At 55.7% G+C, this 25495-nt stretch carries 25 protein-coding genes and 2 pseudogenes; 17 read left to right on the forward strand and 10 right to left on the reverse strand.

Annotated elements, in window-relative coordinates:
• Nucleotides 1-23: 23 nt before the first annotated feature.
• Together IB226_RS08310 and fes are read right to left on the reverse strand one after the other, a co-directional pair.
• Nucleotides 24-245, reverse strand: a complete 222-nt coding sequence (locus tag IB226_RS08310; RefSeq protein ID WP_176973441.1) for an MbtH family protein — start codon at nt 243-245, stop codon at nt 24-26.
• Complete coding sequence (gene fes, locus IB226_RS08315; RefSeq protein WP_192234597.1) at nt 238-1596, reverse strand: enterochelin esterase; 1359 nt, start codon at nt 1594-1596, stop codon at nt 238-240. The genes IB226_RS08310 and fes overlap by 8 nt, the downstream gene beginning before the upstream one ends.
• A gap of 278 nt (nt 1597-1874) precedes the next feature.
• Between fes and IB226_RS08320 the strand changes: the two genes are divergently transcribed.
• Both IB226_RS08320 and IB226_RS08325 read left to right on the forward strand, forming a co-directional pair.
• Nucleotides 1875-4061, forward strand: a complete 2187-nt coding sequence (locus IB226_RS08320; RefSeq protein ID WP_192234600.1) for a TonB-dependent siderophore receptor — start codon at nt 1875-1877, stop codon at nt 4059-4061.
• Nucleotides 4062-4234: 173 nt separating this feature from the next.
• Nucleotides 4235-4720, forward strand: coding sequence for a hypothetical protein (locus IB226_RS08325; protein ID WP_101761737.1), 486 nt, complete (start codon nt 4235-4237; stop codon nt 4718-4720).
• A 69-nt stretch (nt 4721-4789) separates the two neighbouring features.
• On the opposite strand, the gene IB226_RS08330 is transcribed toward IB226_RS08325, so the two are convergent.
• Together IB226_RS08330 and IB226_RS08335 are read right to left on the reverse strand one after the other, a co-directional pair.
• The gene (locus tag IB226_RS08330; RefSeq protein WP_192234602.1) at nt 4790-5419 is read right to left on the reverse strand and encodes a LysE family translocator; all 630 of its coding nucleotides are present in this window, start codon (nt 5417-5419) and stop codon (nt 4790-4792) included.
• A gap of 93 nt (nt 5420-5512) precedes the next feature.
• Nucleotides 5513-5824 (reverse strand): PTS lactose/cellobiose transporter subunit IIA, encoded by a 312-nt coding sequence (locus tag IB226_RS08335; protein ID WP_192234604.1) that lies wholly within the window; start codon nt 5822-5824, stop codon nt 5513-5515.
• Nucleotides 5825-5992: 168 nt separating this feature from the next.
• On the opposite strand from IB226_RS08335, the gene IB226_RS08340 reads away from it, so the two are divergent.
• The 4 genes from IB226_RS08340 (at nt 5993) to IB226_RS08355 (ending at nt 9943) form a co-directional block, all read left to right on the forward strand.
• The gene (locus IB226_RS08340; protein WP_192234606.1) at nt 5993-7327 is read left to right on the forward strand and encodes a PTS sugar transporter subunit IIC; all 1335 of its coding nucleotides are present in this window, start codon (nt 5993-5995) and stop codon (nt 7325-7327) included.
• A 9-nt stretch (nt 7328-7336) separates the two neighbouring features.
• Nucleotides 7337-8764, forward strand: coding sequence for a glycoside hydrolase family 1 protein (locus IB226_RS08345; protein WP_192234608.1), 1428 nt, complete (start codon nt 7337-7339; stop codon nt 8762-8764).
• Nucleotides 8765-8773: 9 nt separating this feature from the next.
• The gene (locus IB226_RS08350) at nt 8774-9091 is read left to right on the forward strand and encodes a PTS sugar transporter subunit IIB (protein ID WP_008110135.1); all 318 of its coding nucleotides are present in this window, start codon (nt 8774-8776) and stop codon (nt 9089-9091) included.
• A gap of 78 nt (nt 9092-9169) precedes the next feature.
• The gene (locus IB226_RS08355) at nt 9170-9943 is read left to right on the forward strand and encodes an FCD domain-containing protein (RefSeq protein ID WP_036650080.1); all 774 of its coding nucleotides are present in this window, start codon (nt 9170-9172) and stop codon (nt 9941-9943) included.
• Nucleotides 9944-10184: 241 nt separating this feature from the next.
• Here IB226_RS08355 and IB226_RS08360 read toward each other — a convergent pair whose 3' ends face one another.
• Complete coding sequence (locus IB226_RS08360) at nt 10185-11105, reverse strand: LysR family transcriptional regulator (RefSeq protein WP_192235565.1); 921 nt, start codon at nt 11103-11105, stop codon at nt 10185-10187.
• A 142-nt stretch (nt 11106-11247) separates the two neighbouring features.
• On the opposite strand from IB226_RS08360, the gene IB226_RS08365 reads away from it, so the two are divergent.
• Both IB226_RS08365 and nfsB read left to right on the forward strand, forming a co-directional pair.
• The gene (locus IB226_RS08365; protein ID WP_192234610.1) at nt 11248-12249 is read left to right on the forward strand and encodes a zinc-binding alcohol dehydrogenase family protein; all 1002 of its coding nucleotides are present in this window, start codon (nt 11248-11250) and stop codon (nt 12247-12249) included.
• Nucleotides 12250-12364: 115 nt separating this feature from the next.
• Nucleotides 12365-13018, forward strand: coding sequence for an oxygen-insensitive NAD(P)H nitroreductase (gene nfsB / locus IB226_RS08370; RefSeq protein ID WP_110866742.1), 654 nt, complete (start codon nt 12365-12367; stop codon nt 13016-13018).
• 73 nt (nt 13019-13091) lie between these two features.
• On the opposite strand, the gene IB226_RS08375 is transcribed toward nfsB, so the two are convergent.
• Nucleotides 13092-13538 (reverse strand): ATP-binding protein, encoded by a 447-nt coding sequence (locus IB226_RS08375; RefSeq protein WP_225608242.1) that lies wholly within the window; start codon nt 13536-13538, stop codon nt 13092-13094.
• A 368-nt stretch (nt 13539-13906) separates the two neighbouring features.
• Between IB226_RS08375 and IB226_RS08380 the strand changes: the two are divergent.
• The 4 genes and pseudogenes from IB226_RS08380 (at nt 13907) to IB226_RS08395 (ending at nt 17452) form a co-directional block, all read left to right on the forward strand.
• A pseudogene (locus IB226_RS08380) lies at nt 13907-14599 on the forward strand (hypothetical protein).
• A 225-nt stretch (nt 14600-14824) separates the two neighbouring features.
• Nucleotides 14825-15304, forward strand: coding sequence for a type VI secretion system tube protein TssD (locus IB226_RS08385; RefSeq protein WP_061719111.1), 480 nt, complete (start codon nt 14825-14827; stop codon nt 15302-15304).
• A 230-nt stretch (nt 15305-15534) separates the two neighbouring features.
• Nucleotides 15535-16305, forward strand: a complete 771-nt coding sequence (locus IB226_RS08390) for a transporter substrate-binding domain-containing protein (protein ID WP_101761728.1) — start codon at nt 15535-15537, stop codon at nt 16303-16305.
• 73 nt (nt 16306-16378) lie between these two features.
• Entirely contained in the window at nt 16379-17452 is a 1074-nt protein-coding gene (locus tag IB226_RS08395) for a DUF2817 domain-containing protein (protein WP_192235566.1), read from the forward strand.
• On the opposite strand, the gene IB226_RS08400 is transcribed toward IB226_RS08395, so the two are convergent.
• Nucleotides 17447-18217, reverse strand: coding sequence for a 2OG-Fe(II) oxygenase (locus IB226_RS08400; RefSeq protein ID WP_110866747.1), 771 nt, complete (start codon nt 18215-18217; stop codon nt 17447-17449). The two genes, IB226_RS08395 and IB226_RS08400, sit on opposite strands and share 6 nt — an antisense overlap.
• A 99-nt stretch (nt 18218-18316) precedes the next feature.
• Between IB226_RS08400 and IB226_RS08405 the strand changes: the two genes are divergently transcribed.
• Genes IB226_RS08405 through IB226_RS08420 form a run of 4 tightly spaced genes read left to right on the forward strand, consistent with a single transcriptional unit; the run spans nt 18317 to nt 21894 of the window.
• Entirely contained in the window at nt 18317-19216 is a 900-nt protein-coding gene (locus IB226_RS08405; protein WP_192234612.1) for a LysR substrate-binding domain-containing protein, read from the forward strand.
• A 58-nt stretch (nt 19217-19274) separates the two neighbouring features.
• Nucleotides 19275-20573, forward strand: coding sequence for an SLC13 family permease (locus IB226_RS08410; protein WP_110866749.1), 1299 nt, complete (start codon nt 19275-19277; stop codon nt 20571-20573).
• Between the two features lie 21 nt (nt 20574-20594).
• Nucleotides 20595-21452 (forward strand): AraC family transcriptional regulator, encoded by an 858-nt coding sequence (locus tag IB226_RS08415; protein WP_137387257.1) that lies wholly within the window; start codon nt 20595-20597, stop codon nt 21450-21452.
• Nucleotides 21453-21486: 34 nt separating this feature from the next.
• Nucleotides 21487-21894, forward strand: coding sequence for a DUF2000 family protein (locus IB226_RS08420; protein WP_101761723.1), 408 nt, complete (start codon nt 21487-21489; stop codon nt 21892-21894).
• 135 nt (nt 21895-22029) lie between these two features.
• Here IB226_RS08420 and IB226_RS08425 read toward each other — a convergent pair whose 3' ends face one another.
• Complete coding sequence (locus IB226_RS08425; protein WP_192234614.1) at nt 22030-23352, reverse strand: amidase; 1323 nt, start codon at nt 23350-23352, stop codon at nt 22030-22032.
• A gap of 4 nt (nt 23353-23356) precedes the next feature.
• Nucleotides 23357-24178, reverse strand: coding sequence for an MBL fold metallo-hydrolase (locus IB226_RS08430; RefSeq protein WP_192234616.1), 822 nt, complete (start codon nt 24176-24178; stop codon nt 23357-23359).
• A gap of 82 nt (nt 24179-24260) precedes the next feature.
• Between IB226_RS08430 and IB226_RS23215 the strand changes: the two are divergent.
• Nucleotides 24261-24732 (forward strand): annotated as a pseudogene (locus IB226_RS23215) (LysR family transcriptional regulator).
• Between the two features lie 30 nt (nt 24733-24762).
• On the opposite strand, the gene IB226_RS08445 reads toward IB226_RS23215, so the two are convergent.
• A complete protein-coding gene (locus tag IB226_RS08445; RefSeq protein ID WP_192234620.1) occupies nt 24763-25443 on the reverse strand; it encodes an SDR family NAD(P)-dependent oxidoreductase in 681 nt (226 codons plus the stop codon).
• Between the last annotated feature and the right edge of the window lie 52 nt (nt 25444-25495).

Consider the following 25495-nt stretch of genomic DNA (forward strand, 5'->3'; position numbering starts at 1 on the left):
AAAAAAGAGAAAGTTAAAAAAATTTAATGCGCGGTAGACGACGTCTGTTGCGTCGCTGGCCGCATGTCGTGCCAGTTTGCTTCGATAAACTCAATGGCGGCGCTGCGCGTCAGCGGTCCCGCCACGTTATGCCAACCTGCCGGAACCGGAGCAAAAGCGGGCCACAGGCTGTATTGCTGGCGCGCGTTAAGCAGCACCAGAAAATCGAGCGCGTCGTTATCAAACGGATTCTGTTGTTCAGACATGGTGGTTACCTTCAGAGGTTGATGTAGGGGAGAGAAAATCGGCCAGCAGCCAGCGGCAGCCGTCGATCAAACCGCCACGCCAGCACAACGCATCGTGCCCTCCGGCGAAGCGGCGAAAATGTAATTCATGGCCTGCGGCTTGCAGCGCCGGGACGATCTGCTGGTTGACGTACACCATGTCCGCCTCGCGATCGCCCACTTCCTGGAAAATTTTCAACTTGCCCGGCGGTAAGTCGCCCTGTTGCAGCTGCTCCAGTAGCAAGCCGGGCGCGTGCTGCTCGCGGTTGGCGTAGTCGCGGATGTATTGCAGATGCGGCCACCAGAAGGAGCCGGATTGCGTGAGAATGCGGCCAAAACGCTGCGGCCAGTGCAAACCGGCATAGAGCGCGGCGAGTCCGCCATAGCTTTGCCCGGCCACCAGCGTGCGGTCAGCGTCGCTACTAAAGGCCGCGTGCTGGCGTGCCAGCGGCAACAGTTCCTGCTGCACCGCCTGCCAGAAGGTTTCATTGCACGGCAATTCGGCTTCGCGGTGCTGGCTGTCGATAACATCGATAAACAGCCAGCAGGCGGGCGGCAGTGCGCCATCGGCGGTGACCTGATCCAGCGCGCTGAAAATCGGTTGACCGTACACCCAGTTTTGTCCATCGAGCAGGATTGCCAGCGGACGCTGTTCGGGCTGAGCGGTTGTTCCGGTGCTATAAAGCCAGACGTTGCGCGTGACGTTGAGCAACGCGCTGTGCCACTGCAGGGTTTGCAGCGTATCCGGCCAGGTTTCCGCCATGCCGGCATCCAGCGCGCGCCAGGCCGATTGATCCGGCGCATCCGGCATGTGCGCGTTGCTCAGCGCAAAACGGCGGCTGCTGAGAAACGGCGGCGTGGGATTGAATTTGTCGGGGATCGCCAGCGGCATCAGCGAGATCCACCACTTACGCTGCAGCGCGCGGCAGTCGGCATCATCGCCACAAAACAGCGGCGGTAACTGCTGCGCGGTGGCGGGAATCAGGCTATAACTGCCGCGCCAGTCAGATTCAATGGCAGTCGACCAATGCCAGACGTTGCTGTCGCCGACGCGCACCAGACTTTCTGGCGCTTCGCTGTGGTGATCGGTGACGCCATTAATATCGACATAAACCCGTTCAGTGGAAGAACGTGCGGAATGTCCTTCGGGATCGCGCCAGAAGAAGTGCATGGTTGTTTGACCGCTTTCGTCTCGCTCCACCAGCGGCGTACCGACCGCGTAAAGCCGCTGCCACCAGCTTTCGCTTCCTATTTCGGCCTGCTGCAACCATTGCGCAACTGTTCCGGCGGGCAACCACGTCTGCGTCGTATTTTCTGCGCTTGTTAGAAACATCCTGCAACCCATCTCCACATTTTGTTCACTGTCTTTACTTAATAAAAGCTAATGCAAATGCTATTGATAACGATTTACATTTGCAATATGATTTTTCGTGTCTGATAAACCCTCGTAATTTCAGTGGATTATTTTGTGAAGGACGTCACGTGGGGAGATTAGGACCGTCAATTACGCAAGAGATTAATATTTCAATCCGTTACAGCCCTTGTCGTTGGGCGAGGGCGACTGAACGGATTATTTCATCTACAAGGCAGTTTGAAATAGAGATGGCAACTATGTCCGTTAAAGCTAAAAATTCAGCAATACCTGCTGTGGCACGGCAGTTCAGATTCAATCCTCTGTACCTTTCTCTGGCCTCAATTTTGTTGGTGACACCAGCCGCCTTCAGCGTGGCTGCCGAAGAGACCCTTACCGTCAACGCCGACACGCGTGAAAGCGTGACCTCGCCGCTGCAGGGCTACGTGGCGAAAGAGAGCGCGGCAGGCACCAAAACCGCGACGCCGCTGCGCAAAACCCCACAATCCATTTCTGTGATTACCCGCGAGCAGATGGACGATCAGGCGGCGGCTTCCGTTGCGGATGCGCTGAGCTACAGCAGCGGCGTGTTGACCAACTATCGCGGTAACTCCAACCGTAATGATGAGATCATCGCGCGCGGTTTCCGCTATGCGCCGAAATTCCTCGATGGCCTGAGCTACGGTTTATCCGGCCAGGCGGGCGCAGCGGGGCAGATCGATCCCTGGTTGCTGGAGCGCGTAGAGATGATCCACGGCCCAGCTTCTGTGCTGTACGGCCAGGTGAATCCGGGCGGTATCGTGGCCATGACCAGCAAGCGCCCGACCGCGCAGAGCATTCACAAAGTGCAGCTCAGCACCGGCAACCAGCATTTGGGTGAAGCGGCGTTTGATTTTGGCGGCAAGCTGAATGATGACAACACGCTGTTTTACCGCCTGAACGGTATTGCCAGCACCAAACATGAGTTCGTTAAGGACAACAAACAGCAGCGCATGGCGATTGCGCCAGCGATAACCTGGCTGCCGAACGCAGACACCAGTTTCACGCTGCTGACGATGTATCAAAACGAGCCGAAAGCGGGATACCGTAACTTCCTGCCGGCCAGTGGTACGTTGAAAGAGAGCAGCGCGGGCTTTATCCCTTACGATTTCAACGTCAGCGATCCGAGCTTCAACGAAGCCAAGCGCGAACAGACGTCGATTGGCTATATCTTCGAGCACAATTTAAGCGATAACATCAGCTTCACGCAGAATCTGCGCTACAGCAACATGGACGAATCGTACAAATATCTGGTGTATACCTTTGATGCCGATAACGATCACTCCATCAATCGTCGTCCGCAGCATGACAAGATCAAGTCGAAAGAGTTGGGTCTTGATAACCAGCTGAAAGCCACCTTTGAAACCGGCAACATCGCGCACACCGTGCTCGGCGGGCTGGATTACAAGTGGAGCGACGTGGATAACAAACTGTGGCGCGACAGCGGCGATCAGTACATCCTCGACTGGGCGAATCCGACGCGCATCAGCATCAACGAGAGCGATTTGACGCTCACCACCAGCACGCGCAAGAAGCTCGATCAGGTGGGTGTTTATCTGCAGGATCAGCTGGAGTGGAATCAGTGGAACCTGCTGCTCTCCGGACGTCACGACTGGAGCGAAGTGCGCACGCAGGATCGCACCGACGACAGCCAAACCCAGCAGAATGACAACAAGTTCACTGGCCGCGCGGGTCTGCTGTATGCGTTTGATAACGGCATTTCACCGTACGTCAGCTACAGCATCTCGTTCGAGCCAAACCTCAACAGCGGCGCGCCAGGCACCGATCCTTTTAAACCGACCACCGGCGAACAGACCGAAGTGGGCGTGAAGTATCAGCCGGTAGGTTGGGATGCGGTGTTTACCGTGTCAGCGTTTGATATCACGCAGAAAAATATCACTGCTTATAACAGCGTGACCGGTTATAACGAGCAGATTGGTAAAGTGCGTTCGAAAGGCATCGAAACCGAAGCGCATGCGCAGATTACGCCAGAGATCAAACTGTTAGCGGCCTATACCTACACCGATGCGGTGACCAAAGAGAGCAGCATCACGCAGCGCATCGGCCATTCACCGTCGAGCATTCCGCGTCATGCGGCGTCGGCGTGGGGCAGCTATACCTTCCTTGATGGCGTGCTGAGCGGCTTAACGCTGGGCAGCGGCGTACGTTATACCGGCACCGCGCCAGCGGATGAAATTGGCGTCGACAAAGTACCGCATTACACCTTGTATGATGCGATGGCGAAGTATGAGCTGGGCGAAGCGGCGAACTCGCTGCGTGGCACCACGCTGCAGCTCAACGTCAATAATCTCGCGGATAAGCACTACGTGGCGTCATGCAGTAATGAAAGCGCCTGCTTCTACGGCAGCGGTCGCACCATTGTGGCTTCCGTCAGCTACAGCTGGTAATTCCCTCCGGCGGCCTGCGTGGCCGCCGTTTCGTTTCGCATTCCGTGCGACGCGCTTTTCAGCCAGGTATTTATTAAGCGGTTTTCGGAAAATACTGTATTTGTGTGACTGTCATCACTCTGCAAGGCACGTTAAAATACGCGCTTCTCATTTAGCAGGGGTTTTTCGTCACGATGTTATCGCGCTTCACTTTAGCCACTTTGATGGCAACAATCATGCTCACCGGCTGCGCCCGCCTTGCCGCCGTTACTGGTACATCTCATGACAGCACTGCGACTGCGGACGCATCCGCCGCTCAGCCTGCAACCGGCGCGCCAATCGACAATAATGATTCGCCTTCTCCATTCGAGACCGGCCCAACGGTGATTAACGTTTCGCACCTGGTGACGCGTACCGATGACGGTTCTTCTGTCTATGTGACGGTAGATGGTCAGGATGCGGGGCTGCTGAAGAAGGGTGAAAAACGAGAAATTCGTGTTGCGCCAGGTAAACACCAGATTGGTGGTTACGTGCAGACGCTGTTTGGTTTTGGCAAAGTGACCATCGCATCCGTGGATGTCACCACCGATCCGAACAGCCCGAAAAACGTGGTCTATTCTGTAACGCGCCAGAAGCCCGCGTTCAGCGAAACCGACGCCACGCCGCCGAATAATTCCTGATGTATGGGTGCGCATAAATGCGCACCAGTATGGTTTTTTCAGGTCGCCATTGATGGCGACCTCCCAACATCAACTCCGGCTAAACACCAGCTTCAATCCCGCAACTGTGAAGCAGCAAGCCAGCAGCGCATCCAGCCCACGACGGATGCGGCGATAGAAAGCCGCCATCACCGCGGTGGAAAACAGCAGCGCGTAACCGCCAAACACCAGCACACAAATTGCCGCGCAGCCTGCAATAATCATCGGCAAGGTTGATGCCGCCGCACCCGGTTTTAACGCCACCGACATGATCGCCACCCACGTCAAAATCGCTTTAGGATTGCCGACGTGCATCAAAATGCCCTGACGAAACATTCTGCCGAAGCGCGCTTTTTCGCTGACCGGTGCGAATTCACTGGCATCTGGCCGACGCAGCGCCGATTTCCCCGCCTTGAACGCCAGCCACAGCAGATACAGTCCTCCGCCAATCTTCAGCACAATCAGCAGTTGCGCAAAGGTGGCCAGCACGGTGAGAACCCCGCAAGCCGCCAGCAGCGCCCACATCATTGAACCGCCAATCACGCCGCTCGCTAATGCCAGCGCCGCGCCGCGTCCCTGTTTCATCGCCGTACCCATAATCGCCATATTGCTCGGGCCGGGACTGGCGGTAGCGACGAAATAGGTGGTGTAGATCAGAATCAGTTCATGTGACAGCGCCATAGGTTCCTCTGCGATGGCGGAAGTGAACCAATGTTATATCGCCTGAAGCTGCATTCTTCCAGAATGGTTTAACTATTCATCCTTGCTGCATCCTTACTTCCCATGCAACTCCTTCCTTAACAGCACCAACTCGCCCGCCAAATCGCGGCACAGCATCGCCGTCATCAGATGATCCTGCGCATGCACCAAAATCAGCGTGACCGGCACTTTGCCGCTGCCTTCATCGGCACCAATTAACGCGGTCTGGATTTTATGCGCTGCCTTAGCCGCCTCGTCGGATGCCGCTAATGCCTCATCGGCACCTTGCCAGTCAGCTTTACGCGCCTGCTGGATCGCCATCATGGCTTGCGATCGCGCCTCACCGGCATTAATCAGCAACTCCATCATCGTTTGTTCAAAATCCATATCCGCCTCACTTATTGGTATGCCAAATTGGTAATAACGATGCTACCGGAATACCAAAAAAGAGTTCCGCGAGTATGATCACAGAAATTAACGACAAATATCGCCATTTTGGTATGCCACGAACCATCAAGCTATTGCATAACACCTAAAACCGCTGAGGGTTGACCAATGTCTCTACAGGAACGTCTTATCGATTCACTGGGTAGCTTTGCCACGCGATTCAACAGCTACCGCTACATCATGGCGATCAAAGCCTCGTTTATTACGCTGATGCCGGTGATCATCGTCGGCGCGTTTTCGGTGCTGATTTCCAACATGGTGCTGGACCCGAAAAATGGCCTCGCCAGTTTCTCTGCACTGTCGTTTCTCGCCGATCTGAAACCGATCACCAGCAGCATTAACTACGCCACGCTGAGCTTTCTGAATATCGGCGCGGTGTTTCTGATTGGTATCGAATTGGGCCGCATTAACGGCATTAAAACGCTGTTTCCCGGCCTGCTGGCGATCATCTGCTTCATCTCGGTGACGCCCACCACGCTGCAAATGCTGGTGGATGGCCAGATGCAAGTGGTAACCGATATGCTGGCGAAACAGTTCTCCGATACCAAAAGTCTGTTCCTCGGCATGTTCATCGCCATTCTGTCGGTGGAGATTTACTGCCGGCTGGAGCAGGTTGAACGGCTGAAAATCAAAATGCCGGATACCGTGCCGCCGAACGTTGCTGCGTCATTTTCCGCGCTGATTCCGTCGATCATCACCGTCACGCTGGTCGCTACCTTTGGCTTTATCTTCCATCAGATCACCGGCATGTACCTGTACGACGCGGTGTACAAAGTGGTGCAGCAGCCGCTGGAATCGGTGGTGCAGAGCTTGTGGGGCATTCTGCTGCTGATGTTTGTTGCCCAGCTGTTCTGGGTGATTGGTATTCATGGCAACCAGATGGTGAAACCGATTCGTGAGCCGCTGCTGCTGGGGGCGATTCTGGTCAACATGAACGCCTTCGAGCAGGGTAAGGAAGCGCCAAACATCATCACCATGCCATTCTGGGACGTGTACATGAGCATCGGCGGTTCCGGCCTGACTATCGGGCTTTTAACCGCCGTGATGATTGCCACCAAACGCAAAGAGATGCGTGAAATCGCCAAACTGTCGTTTGGACCTGGCTTATTCAACATCAATGAGCCGGTGATTTTTGGTATGCCGATCATGCTCAACCCCATTCTTGCTATTCCCTTCATCATCACCCCGCTGGTAACCGGTTCGATTGGCTATTTCGCCACGGTGATGGGCTTTGCCGGTAAAGCGGTGGTGATGGTTCCCTGGACTACGCCGCCGATCATCAATGCGTGGCTTTCTACCGCCGGTTCGATGGGTGCGGTGGTGACGCAAATCATCTGCATCGTAGTTTCGGTGTTGATTTATCTGCCTTTTGTCAAAGTGGCCGCGCGTCGCGCCGAAGCGGCGGAAGCAAAAAATCTGCAGGCCGAACTGGCACAAAATTAAGGAGGATCTATGAGTAAGCACACCATTGCGCTGCCGCAGGGTTTTATTCTCGGCGCGGCGGCATCGGCCTGGCAAACCGAAGGCTGGAGCGGCAAAAAAGCCGGCCAGGATTCGTATCTGGATGCCTGGTATCAGCAGGATCGGCACGTCTGGCATAACGGCTATGGACCGGCGGTAGCAACGGATTTTATCAACCGCTTCCGCGAAGACGTGGCGCTGATGAAAGCGGCGGGGCTGACGCACTATCGCACCTCGATCAACTGGTCGCGTTTTCTCACCGATTATGAAAACGCGGTGGTTGATGAGGAGTACGCGGCCTACTACGACCAGCTGATTGACGAGATGCAGCGTCAGGGCATTGAACTGATGTTGTGCCTCGAACATTACGAACTGCCGCTACAGTTGCTGGAAGAGTACGGCGGCTGGCAATCAAAACATGTGGTTGAGCTTTTTACCCGCTATGCCGAGAAGGTGTTTGCCCGCTACGCCGGAAAAGTGAAGCGCTGGTTTGTTTTCAATGAGCCGATTGTGGTGCAGACGCGCGTCTATCTTGATGCGCTGCGCTGGCCGTATGAACAGAACACCCATAAGTGGATGCAGTGGAATCACCATAAAAATCTCGCCACGGCGAAGGTGGTCAAGCTGTTCCGCCAGCAGGGTTATGCCGGCACGGTGGGCACCATTCTCAATCCGGAAGTGACCTATCCGCGCTCTTCGGCGGCGCACGATGTTAAAGCCGCAAAAATCTACGATCTGTTCTACAACCGGGTGTTTCTCGATCCGGCAATCAAAGGCGTCTATCCAGCGGAATTACTGCAGTTGCTGGATAAACATGAGGTGCCGTGGGATGCGACCGAGGAAGAGCTGGCGATCATCGCCGCCAACACCGTCGATGAAGTGGGGCTGAATCTTTACTATCCGCATCGTGTTAAAGCGCCTTCACGCGCCTGGCACCCAGAGACGCCATTCCATCCCGCTTTTTACTACGAACATTTTGAGTTGCCAGGCCGCCGCATGAACAGCTCGCGCGGTTGGGAAATTCAGCCGCGCATTGTCTTCGACATGGCGCAGCGTATGAAAGAGGAGTACGGCAATCTGCCGTGGTTTGTGGCCGAGAGCGGCATGGGCATCGAGAACGAATCGCAGTTTAAGGATGCGCAGGGCGAAATTCAGGACGACTACCGCATCAACTTTATTGCTGAACATCTCTACCAGGCGGTGCGTGCGCGTGAAGCGGGCAGCAACTGTCAGGGCTACATGCTGTGGGCGTTTACCGACAACGTTTCGCCGATGAACGCCTTCAAAAACCGCTACGGACTGATCGAGATCGACCTCGACAACCAGCGGCAGCGGCGGATGAAGAAATCCGCGCACTGGTTCCGTCAATTGCGCGATACCCAGCAATTGACCCTCAACATTGACGATGAAGCCAAATAAGGACCACCTATGAAACGCATTATTCTGGCCTGCGCGGCAGGCATGTCGACTTCGATGTTAGTCACCCGCATTGAGAAAGAGGCGGTAGCACGCGGTCTTGAGTACCAGATCTACGCCATTCCGGAACAGAACCTGCGTGAAGAGTTACAAAACTACGGTCAGGACGTGGTGGTGGTGCTGTTGGGACCGCAGGTGCGCTTTAAGCTGGAGGAGAATAAAAAGCTGACCGACAGCTATCAGCTGCCGATTGCGGTGATCGATACCGTGGCTTACGGCACGTTGAATGGTGCAAAGGTACTCGATCAGGCACTGGCTTTGGTACACTAGCGCCCAGATAGCAGTCAGGCTCCGGCTCGCACAGGACGCGGCCGGGCCGAATGCACCATGATGCAAAAGGGTGAGAGCGTGGAAAAAGCCGAAGCGCCACAAGAGAAAAAGCAGTATCAGGAAATTGGTCAGCATCTGCGTCAGCAAATCCTTGATGGTCATTATCCGGTTGGATCACGACTGCCGCCAGAGCGGCAGTTGGCCGAAACCTGGGGCGTGAGCCGCACCATTGTGCGTGAAGCGTTGCTAATGCTGGAGCTGGAAGGCACGGTGGATATTCGTCAAAGTTCTGGCGTTTACGTGATGCGCATTCCTTCGGAAAGCGAGGATGCGGAAGAGGCCTTTTTCCGCAGCGATGTCGGCCCGTTCGAGATGTTGCAGGCGCGTCAGCTGCTGGAGAGCAACATCGCGGCCTTCGCCGCCAAAATGGCCACCAAAGCCGATATTGAAAACCTGCGCCGCACGCTGGAGCAAGAGCAGCGCGCCATCGCGCTCAACGACAGCAGCCAGGATAACGACAAGTTATTTCATCTGCTACTGGCAGGCGCGACGCAAAATCAGATGTTGCTCGATACGGTGACCAGCGTCTGGCGTCATCACGAAGCCAGCCCGCTCTGGCAGCAGCTGCGACCGCAGTATGAAACCCGCGCCTATCGCCTGAAGTGGCTGGGCGATCATCAAACCATTCTGGCCGCGCTGCGACGCCGGGATGTGATGGGTTCCTGGCAGGCGATGTGGCAGCACCTGGAAAACGTCAAGAACACATTGCTGGAGTTATCCGATGCCGATGCGCCAGACTTTGATGGCTATCTGTTCGAATCCGTGCCGATTTTCCAGGGTAAGTTGATGTGATGAGGTCGCCATTCATGGCGTAATGCCGCTCAGTTAAGCGCCGTATCAAATCACCGCTTCTTCCGTAGCGGCGCGATTTATCGCGCAATGCATTGCGCCGCTACAATGTGAGCTCTCGGTAACTAAGGATTTTCACGTCTTAACTGACGAGCATAACGACCTAAATGCGGGCCCCTGTGTGACAGTAATTACAACGCAGCGCGCAAAGTTCAATGACTAAGCTGCACGATAAATCGCGACGCTACTCATGCTGGGTGAGCTTCGCGGTTAACGCACGCAGCGGCGTGCGCAATACCTCATGCAACGCGCGGATCGCTGGAGAGAACTGTTTGCGATGCGGGCAGATAAGGTGCAGCGGCGTGCTTTCGCCCGGCATCTCTGGCATTACGCGTTCCAGCCTGCCGGCCAGCACATCGTCACACACATCAATCCACGATTTATAGGCGATGCCCATACCGGCGATGGCCCAGCGCCGCGCCACTTCTGCGTCATCACACAGCATGCGGCTTTTCACCGTGATCTGGCGGCGCATGCCATCCTGCGGAAAGGTCCATTTGTCGTAGACGTGGCCGCCCATCATAAACAGCAGGCCATGATGGTGCTGGGCGATCTCCTCCAGCTGTTGCGGTCGACCGTGACGATCAAGGTAATCCGGCGACGCCACCATCACGCGGCGATTGTCCTCCGCCAGCGGCAACGCCACGTAGCTGCTGTCTTCCAGCTTGCCGTAGCGAATGGCGATATCCACCGGATCGCGGAACACATCGCTGATCTGGTCGGAAAAGGAGAGCCGCACTGCCAGCGCCGGATGCGCGCGGCAAAAGTCAGTGATCAACGGCAGCAAAATATTGCGACCAATATCCGACGGCAGCGCGATTTTCAGCTCGCCGCTCAGCGCATCTTCATCGCTCTGCAAGCTGTCGGCACCGGCATGCATCAGCGCCAGCATCTCCTGCGCAAAGGGCAGATACTTTTCCCCTTCGGCGGTTAAGCGCAGGCTGCGGGTGGAACGGGCGAACAAGCGGCGATCCAGTTCCCGCTCCAGCCGCTGAATCGCCGCGCTGACCTGTCCGGGCAGTAAATTCACCTCGCGCGCCGCGCGTGAAAAGCTGCCGAGTGCGGCTGAACGCACAAACAGAGTGACATCTTCCAGTCGGATCATCTTCTTATTCATCGTGGTAGTCAGCAGGGATTTTCACTCTAAGAGTGAAAGTGTTCACCTGCAACTGGCATTTTTCATTGCGCTGTGGACCGCTATGCTGAATTTACTTCACCAAACCTGCTGATGAATAAGGATCTGCCTGATGAAAGCCATTGTTTATAGCCAAAACGGTTTACCGATTTCCGATGAAAATGCGCTGTATGAGCTTGAGGTTGATAAGCCAACGCCGGGCGCGCGCGATCTGCTGGTAAAAATTCACGCCATTGCGGTGAATCCGGTGGACACCAAAGTGCGCGCCGGTGCGCCAACCGATCAGCCGCGCATTCTGGGTTGGGATGCGGTAGGCGTGGTGGAAGCAGTGGGCGCAGACGTCACGCTGTTCCAGCCGGGCGACGAGGTGTTTTATGCTGGTGATATCACGCGCGCCGGCAGCTATGCCGAATATGGTCTGGTGGATGAGCGCATCGCCGGGCACAAACCGCGTTCACTGAATGACGCCGATGCCGCCGCGCTGCCGCTGACCTCGCTGACCGCGTGGGAACTGCTGTTTGATCGTCTTGAGGTACAAGCCGAGGACAACGCCGCGCTGCTGATTATTGGCGCAGGTGGCGGCGTCGGTTCCATATTGACGCAACTCGCCAGCAAGCTAACCAAATTGACGGTGATCGGCACCGCTTCCCGCCCGGAAACGGCGGATTGGGTGCGTTCGCTGGGCGCGCATCATGTGATTGATCATTCTCAACCGCTGGGCGAACAGCTGGCGGCGATTGGGCATAAAGAGGTGCGCTATGTCGCCTCGCTGACGCACACCGACAGCTATTACGATCAGCTGATTGATGCGCTCGCGCCGCAGGGCAAGCTGGCGTTGATCGACGATCCTGAGACGCTGGATGCGGTGCCGCTGAAGCGCAAAGCGATTTCACTGCACTGGGAATTGATGTTCACCCGTTCGCTGTTCCATACCGCCGATATGCAGCGCCAACATGAGATTCTGCAGCGCGTGAGCCAGTTGATTGATGACCAAACGCTGCAAACCACCGCCGGCGAACATCACGGCATGATCAATGCCGCCAATTTGCGCAAGGCGCATGCGCTGATTGAGAGCGGTCGCGCACGCGGTAAGATCGTGCTGAGCGGGTTTTAACCAACTTAACGCAATAAATGATGCAAACCACGCGCAATAAATTGCGCCGCTACGGATATCCGCACGCTTCTGTAGCGGCGCGATTTATCGCGCTAAAAAGAAAAAGGAATAGGCCATGACACTCAATGATGCAGTCGCTCGTCGTCACACTGTAAAAGCCTTTGAACAAGGTAAAAGCCTGCCGCAGGATGAAATCGAAACCCTGCTGAACGTGCTGCGCAACAGCCCGTCTTCGGTGAACTCGCAGCCGTGGCATTTTGTGGTGGCGTCAACCGAAGCGGGTCGCGAGCAAATCGCCGCATCTACCGATGGCGCCTTTGCCTATAACAGCCCGAAAGTGCGCAATGCCTCGCACGTTATCGCGCTGTGCATGCGCACCGATCTGGATGAAGCGCATTTGCAGAACGTGCTCGATCAGGAAGATGCTGATGGCCGTTACGCCAAGCCGGAAAGCAAAGCGAACAATGACATGGTGCGTCGCAGCTATGTCGATATGCATCGCTATGAATCACGCGATGTGCCGCAGTGGATGGAAAAGCAGGTTTATCTGGCGTTGGGCGGATTGTTGCTGGGCGCAGCGATGTTGGGCATTGATGCCACACCGATGGAAGGTTTCGATCAGCGCGCGCTGGATCAGGCGCTGGGTCTGCGTGAGAAGGGCTTTACCAGCGTGGTGCTGGTGTCGCTGGGTTATCGCAGCGATGCGGATTTCAACGCCGCGCTGCCGAAATCACGTTTGCCACGTGACGAGATTTTTACCTTTATTTAAATATTTCGCGCAATAAATTGCGCCGCTACGGATGGACGCACGTTTCTGTAGCGGCGCGATTTATCGCGCAAGATCAATACTGAAACCGCAACGTAAAGCGGTTCACACCCTGCTCGCTATGCATCTCACAACTTCCCTGATGCAAACGCATAATGCTGCGCACAATCGATAAGCCCAAACCGCTGCTGCCCTGATGATGTGACGCATCGGCGCGCCAGAAGCGATCAAAGATGCGTGCCTGCTGTTCCGCGCTCATTGCCGGGCCCTGATTCTCCACCATCAAAGCGCTGGCCCGATTGAAAATGCGCACGGTGGAATCTCGTTCGCCGTAGCACAAGGCGTTGGCCGTCAGATTCGCCAGCGCGCGTTGCAGCAGTTGCGGATCAGCGAGCAGTTCGCCGTGCAGCGCCAGATAATCTACGACGCTGTGCGTCTGACTCAGTGCCACTTCAGTTTGGCCGATCAGCGTGCTAATCGGCGTGCGCAGATCGTGCGCCATATCAGTAGAAACCTGGCTCAACTGTTGATAACTCCGTTCAAGGCGCCCCCAGTATCTGATTGAAAGCCGCCACCAGCGGCTGCAGTTCCGCTACCGCCTGTTCAGGCATTCGCTGCGACAAAAGGCGCACGTCAATCGCATCCGCCTGCGATAGCCAGCAGCATGCCCGCTGCAAGGGTGAGTTTGTTCGATTTCATCTTAATACTCCTGATTTGAAGGTAGGCCATCAGGATATGCAATCGGCTCTGACATCAGCGTGAGCGAGTTATGACAAAAGAATGACATGCGCACTTGTTATATAGAAATGACCTAACGTAATAGGTGGATCTAAAATTTGATAATCAGTATCGTAGACCACAGTTACTATAAGGATATAGGATGCAAAAGTTATGTTTAACAACAGTGAAGTCATCAGTTATCTTCAAGCAAATAAAATTCTCGTAATGAAACTTGACAATGCCGTTGATGCTGTCGGAAAACAGGTGGCGGAATAGGTCAAATCAATCGGTGCTGGTGCTACCCGAGCGTTGTTTTACACGTCCTGTTTCACTGATGAATATAACGATGTATGCCTGCGGCAAAAAAATGAAGATATCCGTTTTCGGGATGGGGTTTACCGACTTCTCAGGCATGGAGATATTGGCTTTGAGATGCTTAAAGTATATTTTGAAGAACTGCTAAAATATAAAACTGCACAGCAATTAGAATACATAAAGAAAAAGCTTGTGACGGTTAATGTTCATATTGCTGCAAGTTCACTGACTAACGCAGGTTTTGCTATGGCGGCAGCCAGCGCCGTTCGCATGGGATTAAACCTGAGTATGGAGATCAGCGCGCTGACAAGGCGAATAGCCGGTGGTGTAGTGGGAGCAGCAGCTTTGTATGGTATTGTTCAGAGGGCAGCAGATAGTGCACACCGCCTTCAAACTCAATATCCCGTCTATTATTCAGCGCTCTATTTACAGAATCTGGAAATGATGTATTTCCTAATTGAACCCGTAATGCAACGCGCGAGTGCCCTGGATGCTCAGTGGGCAACTGAAGAAAATATTGCAGATATCATTACCCGGTTGATTAGGTAACTATGATTAAATTTATAAAAGACTCAATGTGTTCATTAGTTAGGTCGTTAGTATGGATATACGGACCGGCAATATTGACCATTGTCTTTGCATTACTTCAGGCTCATTTTTTTCCAGGAAGTCCAGTTTGGCCTATTGCGGTTTTCTTTATATTCGCGCTGGTCATCGTGGCTCGTTACATAAAATGATGAAGTTTAAAAAACTGTTAACAGATAAGGATATTGTATGTCGACACCCGCACATTTATGGCTAGAAGATGAAAATGGCTCGCCTATTGTTGGAAGTTGTTTAATCCCACTGAGGTTAGGTTCTATCGAATTAAAATCATTTTCACACGGCATAACCATCCCAGTAGATCCAAATAGGGGAAAATTGACCGCAACGCGAGTCCATCAACCTATCGTGATAGTAAAAGAGTTCGACAAGACAACACCAATTCTTTATCGCGCTGTATGTGAAGGGCGCACACTTAAAAAAGCTACGATCAAGATGTATCGGATTCTTGAATCAGGCATTGAGTCCGAATATTTCAATATCATTTTGGATAACGTTAAAATCACCACGGTTTCGCCTTACCTTGCCCCAAATGGTCAGAGCAACACTCATGTTGAAACATTAGAGTTGCGTTATGAGGCGATCACCTGGAAGTACACGGAAGGAAATATTATTTACCGCGATACATGGAATGAATACGCTTGCGCGTGACACTATTTCAGTGACCAAAGTTATAAAGTGTATCCAAACTAAGTTTGTTTCCGCATAACGTTCATCTTCGGCATTAAGATTCTCTTACTGCCGAAGATAAAATTTCTTAACCCCTTCTGTTTAATAAGTATTCCCTCTGCATTAAATCCGTAATTTCTGTAGTGAGATCATGTCCACCATGTTATTAACTCTGTATGACGTTGTGAATTTAGCTACCTGCCGGAGATACAATGAAGAAAAGTTTGTCCTTTGCCTTACTGCTTTCACTGAGCGCTTTCAGCCACGCTTCATTTGCCCAGCAAACCTTGCGCTTCGGCGTTGATCCAACGTTCCCGCCGTTTGAATCCAAAGCCAGCGACGGTTCTTTGCAGGGCTTTGATATCGACCTCGGCAACGCGATTTGCGCCCAAGCCAAAGTGACGTGCCAATGGGTGCAGATTGGTTTTGATGGCAGCATTCCGGCGCTGCAGGCGAGAAAGTTTGATGCGATTCTTTCGGCGATGTCGATGACGGAGAAACGCCGCGAGCAGGTCGCTTTCAGCGACATGCTTTACGTCACGCCGAGCGCATTGCTTACACCCGCCAAAGCGCCGCTAACGGGAGACATTAACGCGCTGCGCGGCAAAAGAATCGGCGTCGCGCAGGGCACCATTCAGGAAACCTACGCCAAAGCGCAGTGGGCAACCAAGGGCGTGAGTGTGGTTTCTTACCCTAATCAGATGGAGATCTATCCTGACTTGGTGGCGGGACGGCTCGACGCCAGCCTGGCCAATGCGGTTTCGGCAGAACAAGGTTTTCTTAACACGCCAGCCGGCAAAGACTACGTCATCAGCGCCACGCTGGTGGATAAAGAGGTGTTGGGCAATGGCGTGGGCATTGGATTGCGTAAAGACGATGCGGCCAATCTGAAGTTGATCAACAACGCGCTGGCCGAACTGCACAGCAACGGCACTTACGACCAACTGGCGAAGAAGTACTTCAAATTCAAGGTCTATCCGTAAAATTCATATGCACGCAAGGTCGCCATTGATGACGACCTTGCCCACCAACCGCACCCACACTCACTCAAAAATCATGACGAACTTACCGCACTACCCAACTCAACGCGCCCGCTTTCTCGCCGCCGTCAAACGGCAAAACGGCGCATTAACGTCCTACGCGCATCCGTTACCCGGCCCGCAGGGCGAGGAACTTTTCACTGATGTCGCGGTAATCGGCGATGCCAACGCATCACGGCTGATGCTGGTGATCTCCGGCACGCACGGCGTAGAAGGCTATTACGGCTCCGATTGCCAGATCGCCTGGCTGGATACCTTCAACCTCACGGCGCTGCCCGCGGATACTGCTATCGTGATGCTGCATCAGCTCAATCCGTGGGGCGCGGCGCATTTACGCCGCGTCAATGAAGACAACATCGACCTCAATCGCAACTTTATCGATTTTTCACAGCCTTCACCCGCCAATCCCGATTACGCCGCGTGGCATGGCATTTACCACGGCGATCGCGCCCGCGCCGATAAGCTGTTAGCTGACGCGCTCAACAGCGTCGGTTGGCCGGCAATAAAACGCGTGGTGGAAGCGGGGCAATATGGCGCGGCGGACGGATTCTTTTACGGCGGCCAACAGCCAGGCTGGTCGTATCGCACGCTGCAAACCATCATCGCCGATCACTTGTCGCAGGCCAAAACCATCATCAGCTTCGATCTGCACACCGGCGCGGGCGCGTGGGGACATCCGATGCTGCTGTCGATTGCCGAGCAGCGTTTTGCCGCACATGACTGGGGCAAGGAGATTTATGGAGAATGGTTAACGCTGCTGTTCACCGGCGCAGGGCGCGACAGCGAAACCGGCGTGACCGCGACGGCTACCGGCTATGTGTCGCAATTTCTGCTGACGTCGCTACCGAAGACGCAGATTTTGCCGCTGGTGGTGGAGTGCGGCACCTATCCTGGCGAGGAGATGCATCGCCGCGTGCGCGACGATCACTGGCTGCATCTGCAAGGCGATCCAGCCAGTGAAAGCGGGCGGGCGATTAAGCAGGAGCTGGTGGAAGGATTTTGGCCCGCCGACGCTGACTGGCGCGCGCTGGTGGCTTTTCGCACCCAGCAGATTTTTGTGCGTGGCTGGCGGGCGTTGATCGATTTATAAGCGTCCGTAAAACGTCATGCGGGCGGTTTCCGACAGGGCAATGCCTGGCTCGGTGTTATACGCCAGCACCGCCAGCATGCGGGTGATATCGCCTTCGGTTGGCGTAACGCGATGCAGCGAATTGCGCCCACGGAACAGCACCAAATCCCCGGCATCAATCGCCAGCGCTTCCACCGGCTGGCGCTGATCCAGCACCGCCGCCACACCGTCGAAATTCATCTCACCGGCATCGGCATCGCGCAGATCTTTCACATACTGGAACACGGCGCCGGCGCGCGGTTTCTGCACCAGCAGCGTGATGGCGAACGACGAGTTATCAAAGTGCCAGCCAAGTTCCTGGCCGTCGGGCGCGTAGTGCAGATTGATCGACGAAAGCGGATCGGCATACGGATAGAGCGCCTCTTCACCCAGCACATCGCACAGGAAGCTTTTGAACAGTTCATCGTTGTAGAGCTGGCGCAGCGGCGAATCGGCGGCAATCACATCATCGGTGATGCAGCCTTTGGTGCTAATGACATCGCGATTACGCGGATGATCGGCGCTGAAAGCCTCATCTTTTTTCATCAGATAAACGTTGTGTTTGCTGGCGGTGTGATACGCCAGATGGCGCTGCGCATCGCCTTCGGCAATGATGGCCTGCAGCGCAGCGGGCTGTAGGAACTGACGCAAAACTAAAGCGCCGTGCTGATTAAGTTGCTCACGGCAGGTGCGACGCCAGTCGGCATCGGCCAGCGGATGCAGATCGAAACGAATCAAGGCAGACATAGTTTTACTTCTCATGTGTTACAGGTGTGTAAAGACTGTAACTCGCTGATATGTTAATACGTAACGATAAAAATTTAACACCTTGCTAAGGAAACCTTAATGCCCGCGCCATCACCACGTTTGCCCAAAATCAGCGTCATTCAATCCTTCAAAGTGGCGGCGGAACTGGGCAGCCTGGCGAAAGCGGCTGCGCAGCTGGCGTTAACGCCAGCCGCCGTGAGCCAGCAAATTCGCCAGCTGGAAGAGCAGTTGGGCAGCACGCTGTTTGTGCGCACACAAAGCGGCGTGATGCTGACGGAGATGGGCAAAGAGTATCTGCGTTATGTAACGGAGGCGTTCGACATTCTGCACCTCGGCCAGCAAAACCTGCGCCATGCGGCGTCGGCACCGCGATTAACGCTCTATTCGCTGCCGGCGCTGGCCTCAAAATGGCTGCTGCCGAACATCGCGCAGTGGCGCGCGCACTGTCCGGAAATCGATCTATCCCTGCACGGCACCCATACGCAAGTGGATTTCAACGCCACGCCGGCCGATTTCGTCATCTGTTTCGGCGAAGATCGCTATCCGCAGCTGGATAAGCAGCTGCTGTTTCTCGATGAGGTGTTGCCTGTGGCGAGCCCGGCGCTACTGCATCGTTTTGCCGGTATGGAGGTGTTGCAGCATGCGCCGCTGATTCACCTCGACTGGGGCAACGAAGGGCGTTTCTTACCTGACTGGCGCAGCTGGTTTCAGGCCAAAGGCATTGACGATGCGCCGCCGCAGCCGTCGTTCAGTTTCAATCTTACCTCGCTGGCGATTGATGCCGCCGTGGCAGGCGCGGGCTTGCTGCTCGGTCAGCGGCGTTTGATTGCCAACGAACTGGCGCGCAGCGAGCTGGTGGTTGTCGATCCGCTTAGCTTGCCGCTCAGCAAACCCTATTTCCTCGCCTGGCCGCAGCGCTCGCTCAGCCAGCCGGGCAGCGCTGCGCTAATCCACTGGCTCACGCAGCTGGCGGGATAACATATCCACTCGTAGCATCGCCCTTTATGGCGATTTGGAAAAGAAAGGGAGTTCATCAATGACCGCCGATCTCAACTTCTGGCTCACCGCGCTGGTGGTGGGCAGCACCATTTTGCTATGGGCCAGCGCGCGTTTGCCGGAATACGTCACCGCGCTGCTGTTTTTCACGGCGGCGATGTTGCTAAAGTTGGCTCCTGCCAGCAGCATATTCAGCGGTTTTGCCTCGTCGGCGTTTTGGCTGGTGCTCAGCGGATTTGTGCTGGGCGCGGCGATCCGCAAAGTTGGTCTGGCGCAGCGCTGGGCGAACTGGCTGGTGGTGCCGCTGAGCCAAAGCTGGCCGCGTATGATTGCGGGAACCGTGCTGCTGACTTATCTGCTGGCGTTTGTTATGCCCTCAAATATGGGACGCATCGCGCTGCTAATGCCGGTGGTGCTGGCGATGGGCGAACGCGCAGGAATCAAAGCGGGCAGCCGCGGCAGTATTGGCCTGGCGCTGGCAGTGGGATTTGGCACCTTCCAGCTCTCCGCCAGTATTTTGCCCGCCAACGTGCCGAATCTGGTGCTGAGCGGTGCGGCGGAGAGCGCGTATCAGCTGCATCTGCAATGGTTGCCGTGGTGGTTGCTGCATATGCCGGTGGTGGGCGTCGTTAAGGGCTTGTTGTTGATAGGTTGCCTGCTGTTTCTGTTTCACGCGCAGCCCAAAGCGGTCCACCAGCGCGACAGCTTAACCGCGCTTAGCCGCAGCGAATGGCGCTTGATTGGCCTGCTGGCGATCACCTTGCTGCTGTGGATGACCGACAGCGTGCACGGCTTACCGGCTGCGTGGGTGGGATTGGCGGCAGCCTGTATCTGTTTATTGCCGCGCGTAGGTTTTATCTCCAGCGAGGACTTTGCCAGCGGGGTAAATTTCCGCACCTGCATTTACATTGCCGGGATTCTTGGCGTCGCCACACTGGTAGTGGATTCAGGCCTGGGACGGATGATCGCCAATGCGTTGCTTAACGTGTTGCCGCTGCACGAACACCCATCTTTCAGCAATTTCGCGGTGCTCAATGCGCTGGTGTCGCTACTGAATTTCGTGCTCACCGCCAACGGCGTACCGGCGATGGTGACGCCGATGGCGCAAGAACTGGCGAACGCGTCTGGCTTTCCGCTGCTCACCGTGATCATGTTGCAGGTGTTTGCCTACGCCACGCCGCTGCTGCCGTATCAGGCATCGCCGGTGGTGGTGGCGATGGGACTCGGCAACGTTCCGGCGAAGGCCGGTTTACAGCTGTGCGCACTGATTTTTCTGCTTAGCGCGGTGTTGCTGTTACCGCTGGATTATCTGTGGTTTCGGCTGCTAGGCTATGCCTGATGTCTTTGCCAGAGATTGCCTATGCCAGCCAATAATGATTGGGTTGATTTTCGTCGTGATGATGAGACCGGAATTGAAAGCGTCAACGCGCACTTTCGCGGACACGCTTACGATCCGCACGATCACGATGAACTGCTGGTGGGCGTGACGCAACAAGGTCTGCAACGTTTTAACTGCCACCGTTCGCTGCACACCAGCACGCCGGGCCGGGCGATTTTGATTGAACCGGGTGCGGTACATGATGGCCATGCGCCGGACGCCGAGGGTTTCACCTACGTGATGCTCTATCTGCCGCAAAGCTGGGTGGCGGAAATGATGCAGCGTCGCGGCTTGGGCGATGTGTCGAATATCGAAGGCGCTTTCCGCCACACGTTGACTGACGATGCGCTATTAGCCAGCGCCATTCAGCAAGCCTGGTTTGCCGTACATCAGGGCGAAGGGCGGTTGGCGCGCGATCAAAGCCTCGATCATTTGCTCACCCTGCTGTCACGCCATCTGGATACCAAACCCAGCCTGCAGCACAGCGAAGCGATGCGTCAGATGCAGCTGCTGCGCGACTATCTGCACGATTTTATGGCGCAGGATATTGGTCTGGATGAGCTGTCGCGCCTTTCCGGCATTGATCGATTTCGCCTGACGCGCCAGTTCAAACAGGCGTTCGGCCAATCGCCGCATGCCTATCTGGTGCGTTTGCGTTTGCGCAGCGCGCGCACGTTGCTGGCGCAGGGCATTGAGCCGGTGCAGGTAGCGGCGCAGGTTGGGTTTGCCGATCAAAGTCATTTGGGCCGTTGGTTTCAGCGCGCCTATCGCATGACGCCCGCCGCTTATCAACGTCAGTGCACAAACGTTCTATACGCTTCCCCGCCTGCTCTTAGATGATGAGGTTTTCGTTGTCATTGGAGAGTTGTTGCAGATGTTTGATACCAAAATCGCCCTGATCGTACGTGATGATTTAGCCACCTGGCAGCGCCTGAATGTGGTGGCGTTCCTCGCTACCGGCGTGGCGTCCGCCGCCCCCGAGATGATGGGTGAACCCTATGTTGATGCCAAAGCGCGACAGTACGGCAACATGGCGGGCCAGCCGATGCTGGTGTTTGCCGGGGATTTAGCCGGTTTACAGCGTGCGCACCGTCAGGGACTGGAGCGCGAGTTAACCATTATTCCTTACGTGGAAGCGATGTTTTCCACCGGTCACGATGCGGCGAACCGCGAAGTGTTTATGGCGGAGGATGCTGATCATTTGAATCTGGTCGGCATTGCGCTGCGCGGCCCGAAGAAGGCGGTGGATAAGGCGATTAAGGGATTGGCGTTGCACGGGTAAAGCACGTTTTCCCTCACCCTAACCCTCTCCCGCCCGCGGGAGAGGGAACCGATTGTGCGGCTTAGTAGATGATCATTCGCTCCACCTACTCATTCCCTCTCACGCGGGCGGGAGAGGGCCAGGGTGAGGGCACTACTAAACAAACCTATCCGCCGCGCTCAGCAACAAATCTTCCCGCCCACGCAGCGCCAGCAGCTCCAGCCCAATCGGCAAACCTGCGGCGCTGAATCCCGCTGGAATGCTGATCGCCGGTGCGCCGGTCACCGCTGAAATCAGCGCGTTGCTGCCATCCTGCATCTCACCGTGCTTAACCGGCGCACGGCGCACCACCGGATAAGCCAACAGATTGATCTGCTGCGCGGCGAAAAATTCAGCCAGCTGCAAATACAGATCGCGCTGACGCTGCTGCACCCGCCGGTAACCTTCACTCTCAACGCCCGGATGCTGGGCCCGCGTGGTAAACACCGTTTCCAGCTGAGGATGATAGCGCCCGGACGCCACCACTTCCGCCAGCGTGCGGATCTGCGCCTGCGGTTTATCCGCCAGATACGCCGCCAGCGCCGCGGCAAATTCATAGCCGATGATATTGGCGTCGGCGGCCAACGTCTCCAGCTGCGGATAACTCACCTCACGCGGCGCGAAATCCGCCAGCGCCGCGCGCACCGCCTGATTAATCTCGCCTTCATCGGCTGCAAACCCTTCCAGCCAGATGCCGATGCGCAGCGGCTCATCGCTCTCCGCAAACTGTTGTCCGCTAAGAATTTCAGACGCTAAACGTAAATCCGCCGCCGACCGCGCCAGCGGGCCGGGAATATCCTGAGTTGGCGACAGCGGCACAATGCCGTCGGTGCTGATTGCACCGCGCGTCATGCGCAGGCCAAAAAGATGGTTAAACGCCGCCGGAATGCGCACCGATCCGGCGGTATCGCTGCCGATCGCCAGCGGCACGTAACCGGCTGCGACCGCCACGGCGGAACCGCTGCTCGATCCGCCCGGCGAGCGGCCTTCAACCCACGCATTATGGGTAAATCCGCTTAACGACGACGCGCCGGTAATGCCCGCCGCCAGCTCATGCATGGCGGTTTTGCCGATCAGAATCGCGCCTGCCTTTCTCAGTCGGGTAACCAGCGGCGCATCGTCGCTGGCAATAACCTCACGCAGCAGCACCGAACCGGCGCTGGTTGGCCAGCCCTGCACTTCGATATTGTCTTTAATCAGAACCGGAATACCTTCCAGCGGTCCCGCCGCCTCGCCGCGCTGACGACGCGCATCGCTGGCGTCCGCTGCCGCTAAGGCTTGTTCGGCAAACAGCCAGGTGATGGCGTTGTAGCGCGGTTGATCCACCTCGCCAATGCGCTGCAGCGCGAAGGTAGCTAACTGGCGCGCGCTCACCGTGCGCTGGGTCAGCGCCTGATGTAAATCGTTAATCGAAGCGGTGAGATAATCAGCGTATTGCATTAGGTTAATTCTCCAGCGGAATCCATTGTCCGTCGCGCGTGACGCGTCCGCACGCGCTGCCATTAAAGTGGGTGCTGAACCAGATTGCCTGATGTTGTGCGCACCAGTCCACCACCCGTTGCCGTGAAGTGACCGCCAGCGCTTTATCCTCGCAAAACAGTGAGCTCCAGTGCGGGTACTGAAACTGAATGACATTGTGCATTACATCACCGGCAAAGATGGCCGATTCACCGGCGCTTTCCAGCACGATCGATGCATGATCAACGCTGTGACCGGGCGTGGAGAGATAGCGCAGCACGCCAGCAAACAAAGGTGAATTCTGAACGTTGATAGTCTCTAGCTGTCCGCTTGCTATCAGCGGCAGAATGCTGTCGCGATAGAGCTCATGCGCCGCCGGATTCTGTTGACAGTACGCCAGTTCCCGCGCCGAGCAGATATAGCGCGCATTCGGGAACATCGGCCGCCATTCGCCATCACGCTGATGCGTATTCCAGCCAACGTGATCGGTATGAATGTGCGTCATCAGCACCAGCGTCACTTCGGCTGGATCAACGCCCGCCTGCGCGAGGTTTGTGGCATACGGCGTGTTCAGCTGGTGAAATAATGGCTTGTTATCGCGATTGCGGCCGTTGCCGGTGGCGGTATCGATAATGATGGTGTGTTCACCGGTGCGCACCACCCAGCTATGAATCGACATTTCGGCGGGCTGCTCAGCTAATTCGTCACTCATTTCCGCGCGATGTGGCGTAAACAGCACGCCCAGCGGGAAGGCGGCGGTTTGTTCGCTCACTTTGGTAATCAGGCAATCGCCGACGCGAATCGTCATCAGGGGCTCCTAAAGTTTTTGGTTGCAGTGAAGAAGCCTCACTATACTGGCGGCTCGATCATTATTTAAATCGATTAGAATCATGCAAAGCATCAACGAAAATGATTTCTCGCGCATCGACCTGAATTTGCTGGTGGTGTTGCTGGTGATGTACGAGGTGCGCAGCGTCACGCAAGCGGCAAATCGACTCTATCTTGGACAACCGGCGGTGAGCGCGGCGTTAAAACGGCTGCGCGAGATGTTTGACGATCCGCTATTTGTGCGCGCTGGATCGGCAGCTGCAGTAACAAGGTGTAGCGCGGCGCGTGCGCTATGTGACGCCAAATTTCTCCGCGTTGCCGATGCTGCTTAAGCGTTTGCCGCTGTTCGCTACGGTGCCGCAGGGTTTGGTACCATCCTGGTGCGATTTGTATGACCTGAGCGCCGCGCCAGTGCCGGTCAATATGCCGGATTATGAAGTGTCGCTGCTGTGGCATAACGCGCGCAGCGAAGATGCCGCCAACCGCTGGCTGCGGGAGAGGCTGCGCGGGCTGATAAAGAGTAAGCCGCTTTGATGAGGTCGCCATAAATGGCGACCTGCACGTTTACCACGGCACCACACGCCCTAAATAATCCAGATAATGAATTCCGCGTCGCCCAGCGTAGCTTTCCATAGTGTTCAGCAAGTTCGGAATGCTCTCCTCAATGGTCAGGCGCGCTTCCGGGCCGCCCATATCGGTGCGCACCCAGCCGGGTGCCATCAACAATAACGTGCGCTCGCCGCCGCTACGTGCAGCGAAGCTGCGCATAAACATATTTAGCGCCGCTTTGCTGCCGCGATACACCTCGTAATTACCGTTGGTGTTGTTGGTCAAACTGCCCTGGCCAGATGACATCACCGCAATAGTGCCGCTGGGCGTAACGCGATCTTTAAAGGTTTCAATCACCCGCAACGGGCTTAGCGCGTTAGTCACCATCACGCGGGTGAACTCTTCGGTGGAAACATCGGCGATGGTTTCGCGGTCATCATTTTTCACCCCTGCGTTGACGAACAGCATATCGAACTGCCAATCCGCCAGACGCGTATGCAGCGCCTGGACCTGTTCCGGTTCATTGATATCCACGCTCTCCACCGTCAACTGTGCGGGGAAGCGATCGGCCAGTTGTTGTAAATTTCCTGTCGAGTTTTCACGTCCGGTGGCGACCACCTGATAACCGCGCTGCAGCATGGTTTCCGCCAGTGCCAAACCCAGGCCACGCGATGCGCCAATCAGTAATATCTTCATGTTGTTCTCCTCGGTGTTTGCGATAAGAAGAGTGTAGCGCCGGGCGAGGGCA

Source organism: Pantoea sp. PNT03, assembly GCF_014852515.1.
Lineage (GTDB): Bacteria > Pseudomonadota > Gammaproteobacteria > Enterobacterales > Enterobacteriaceae > Pantoea > Pantoea leporis.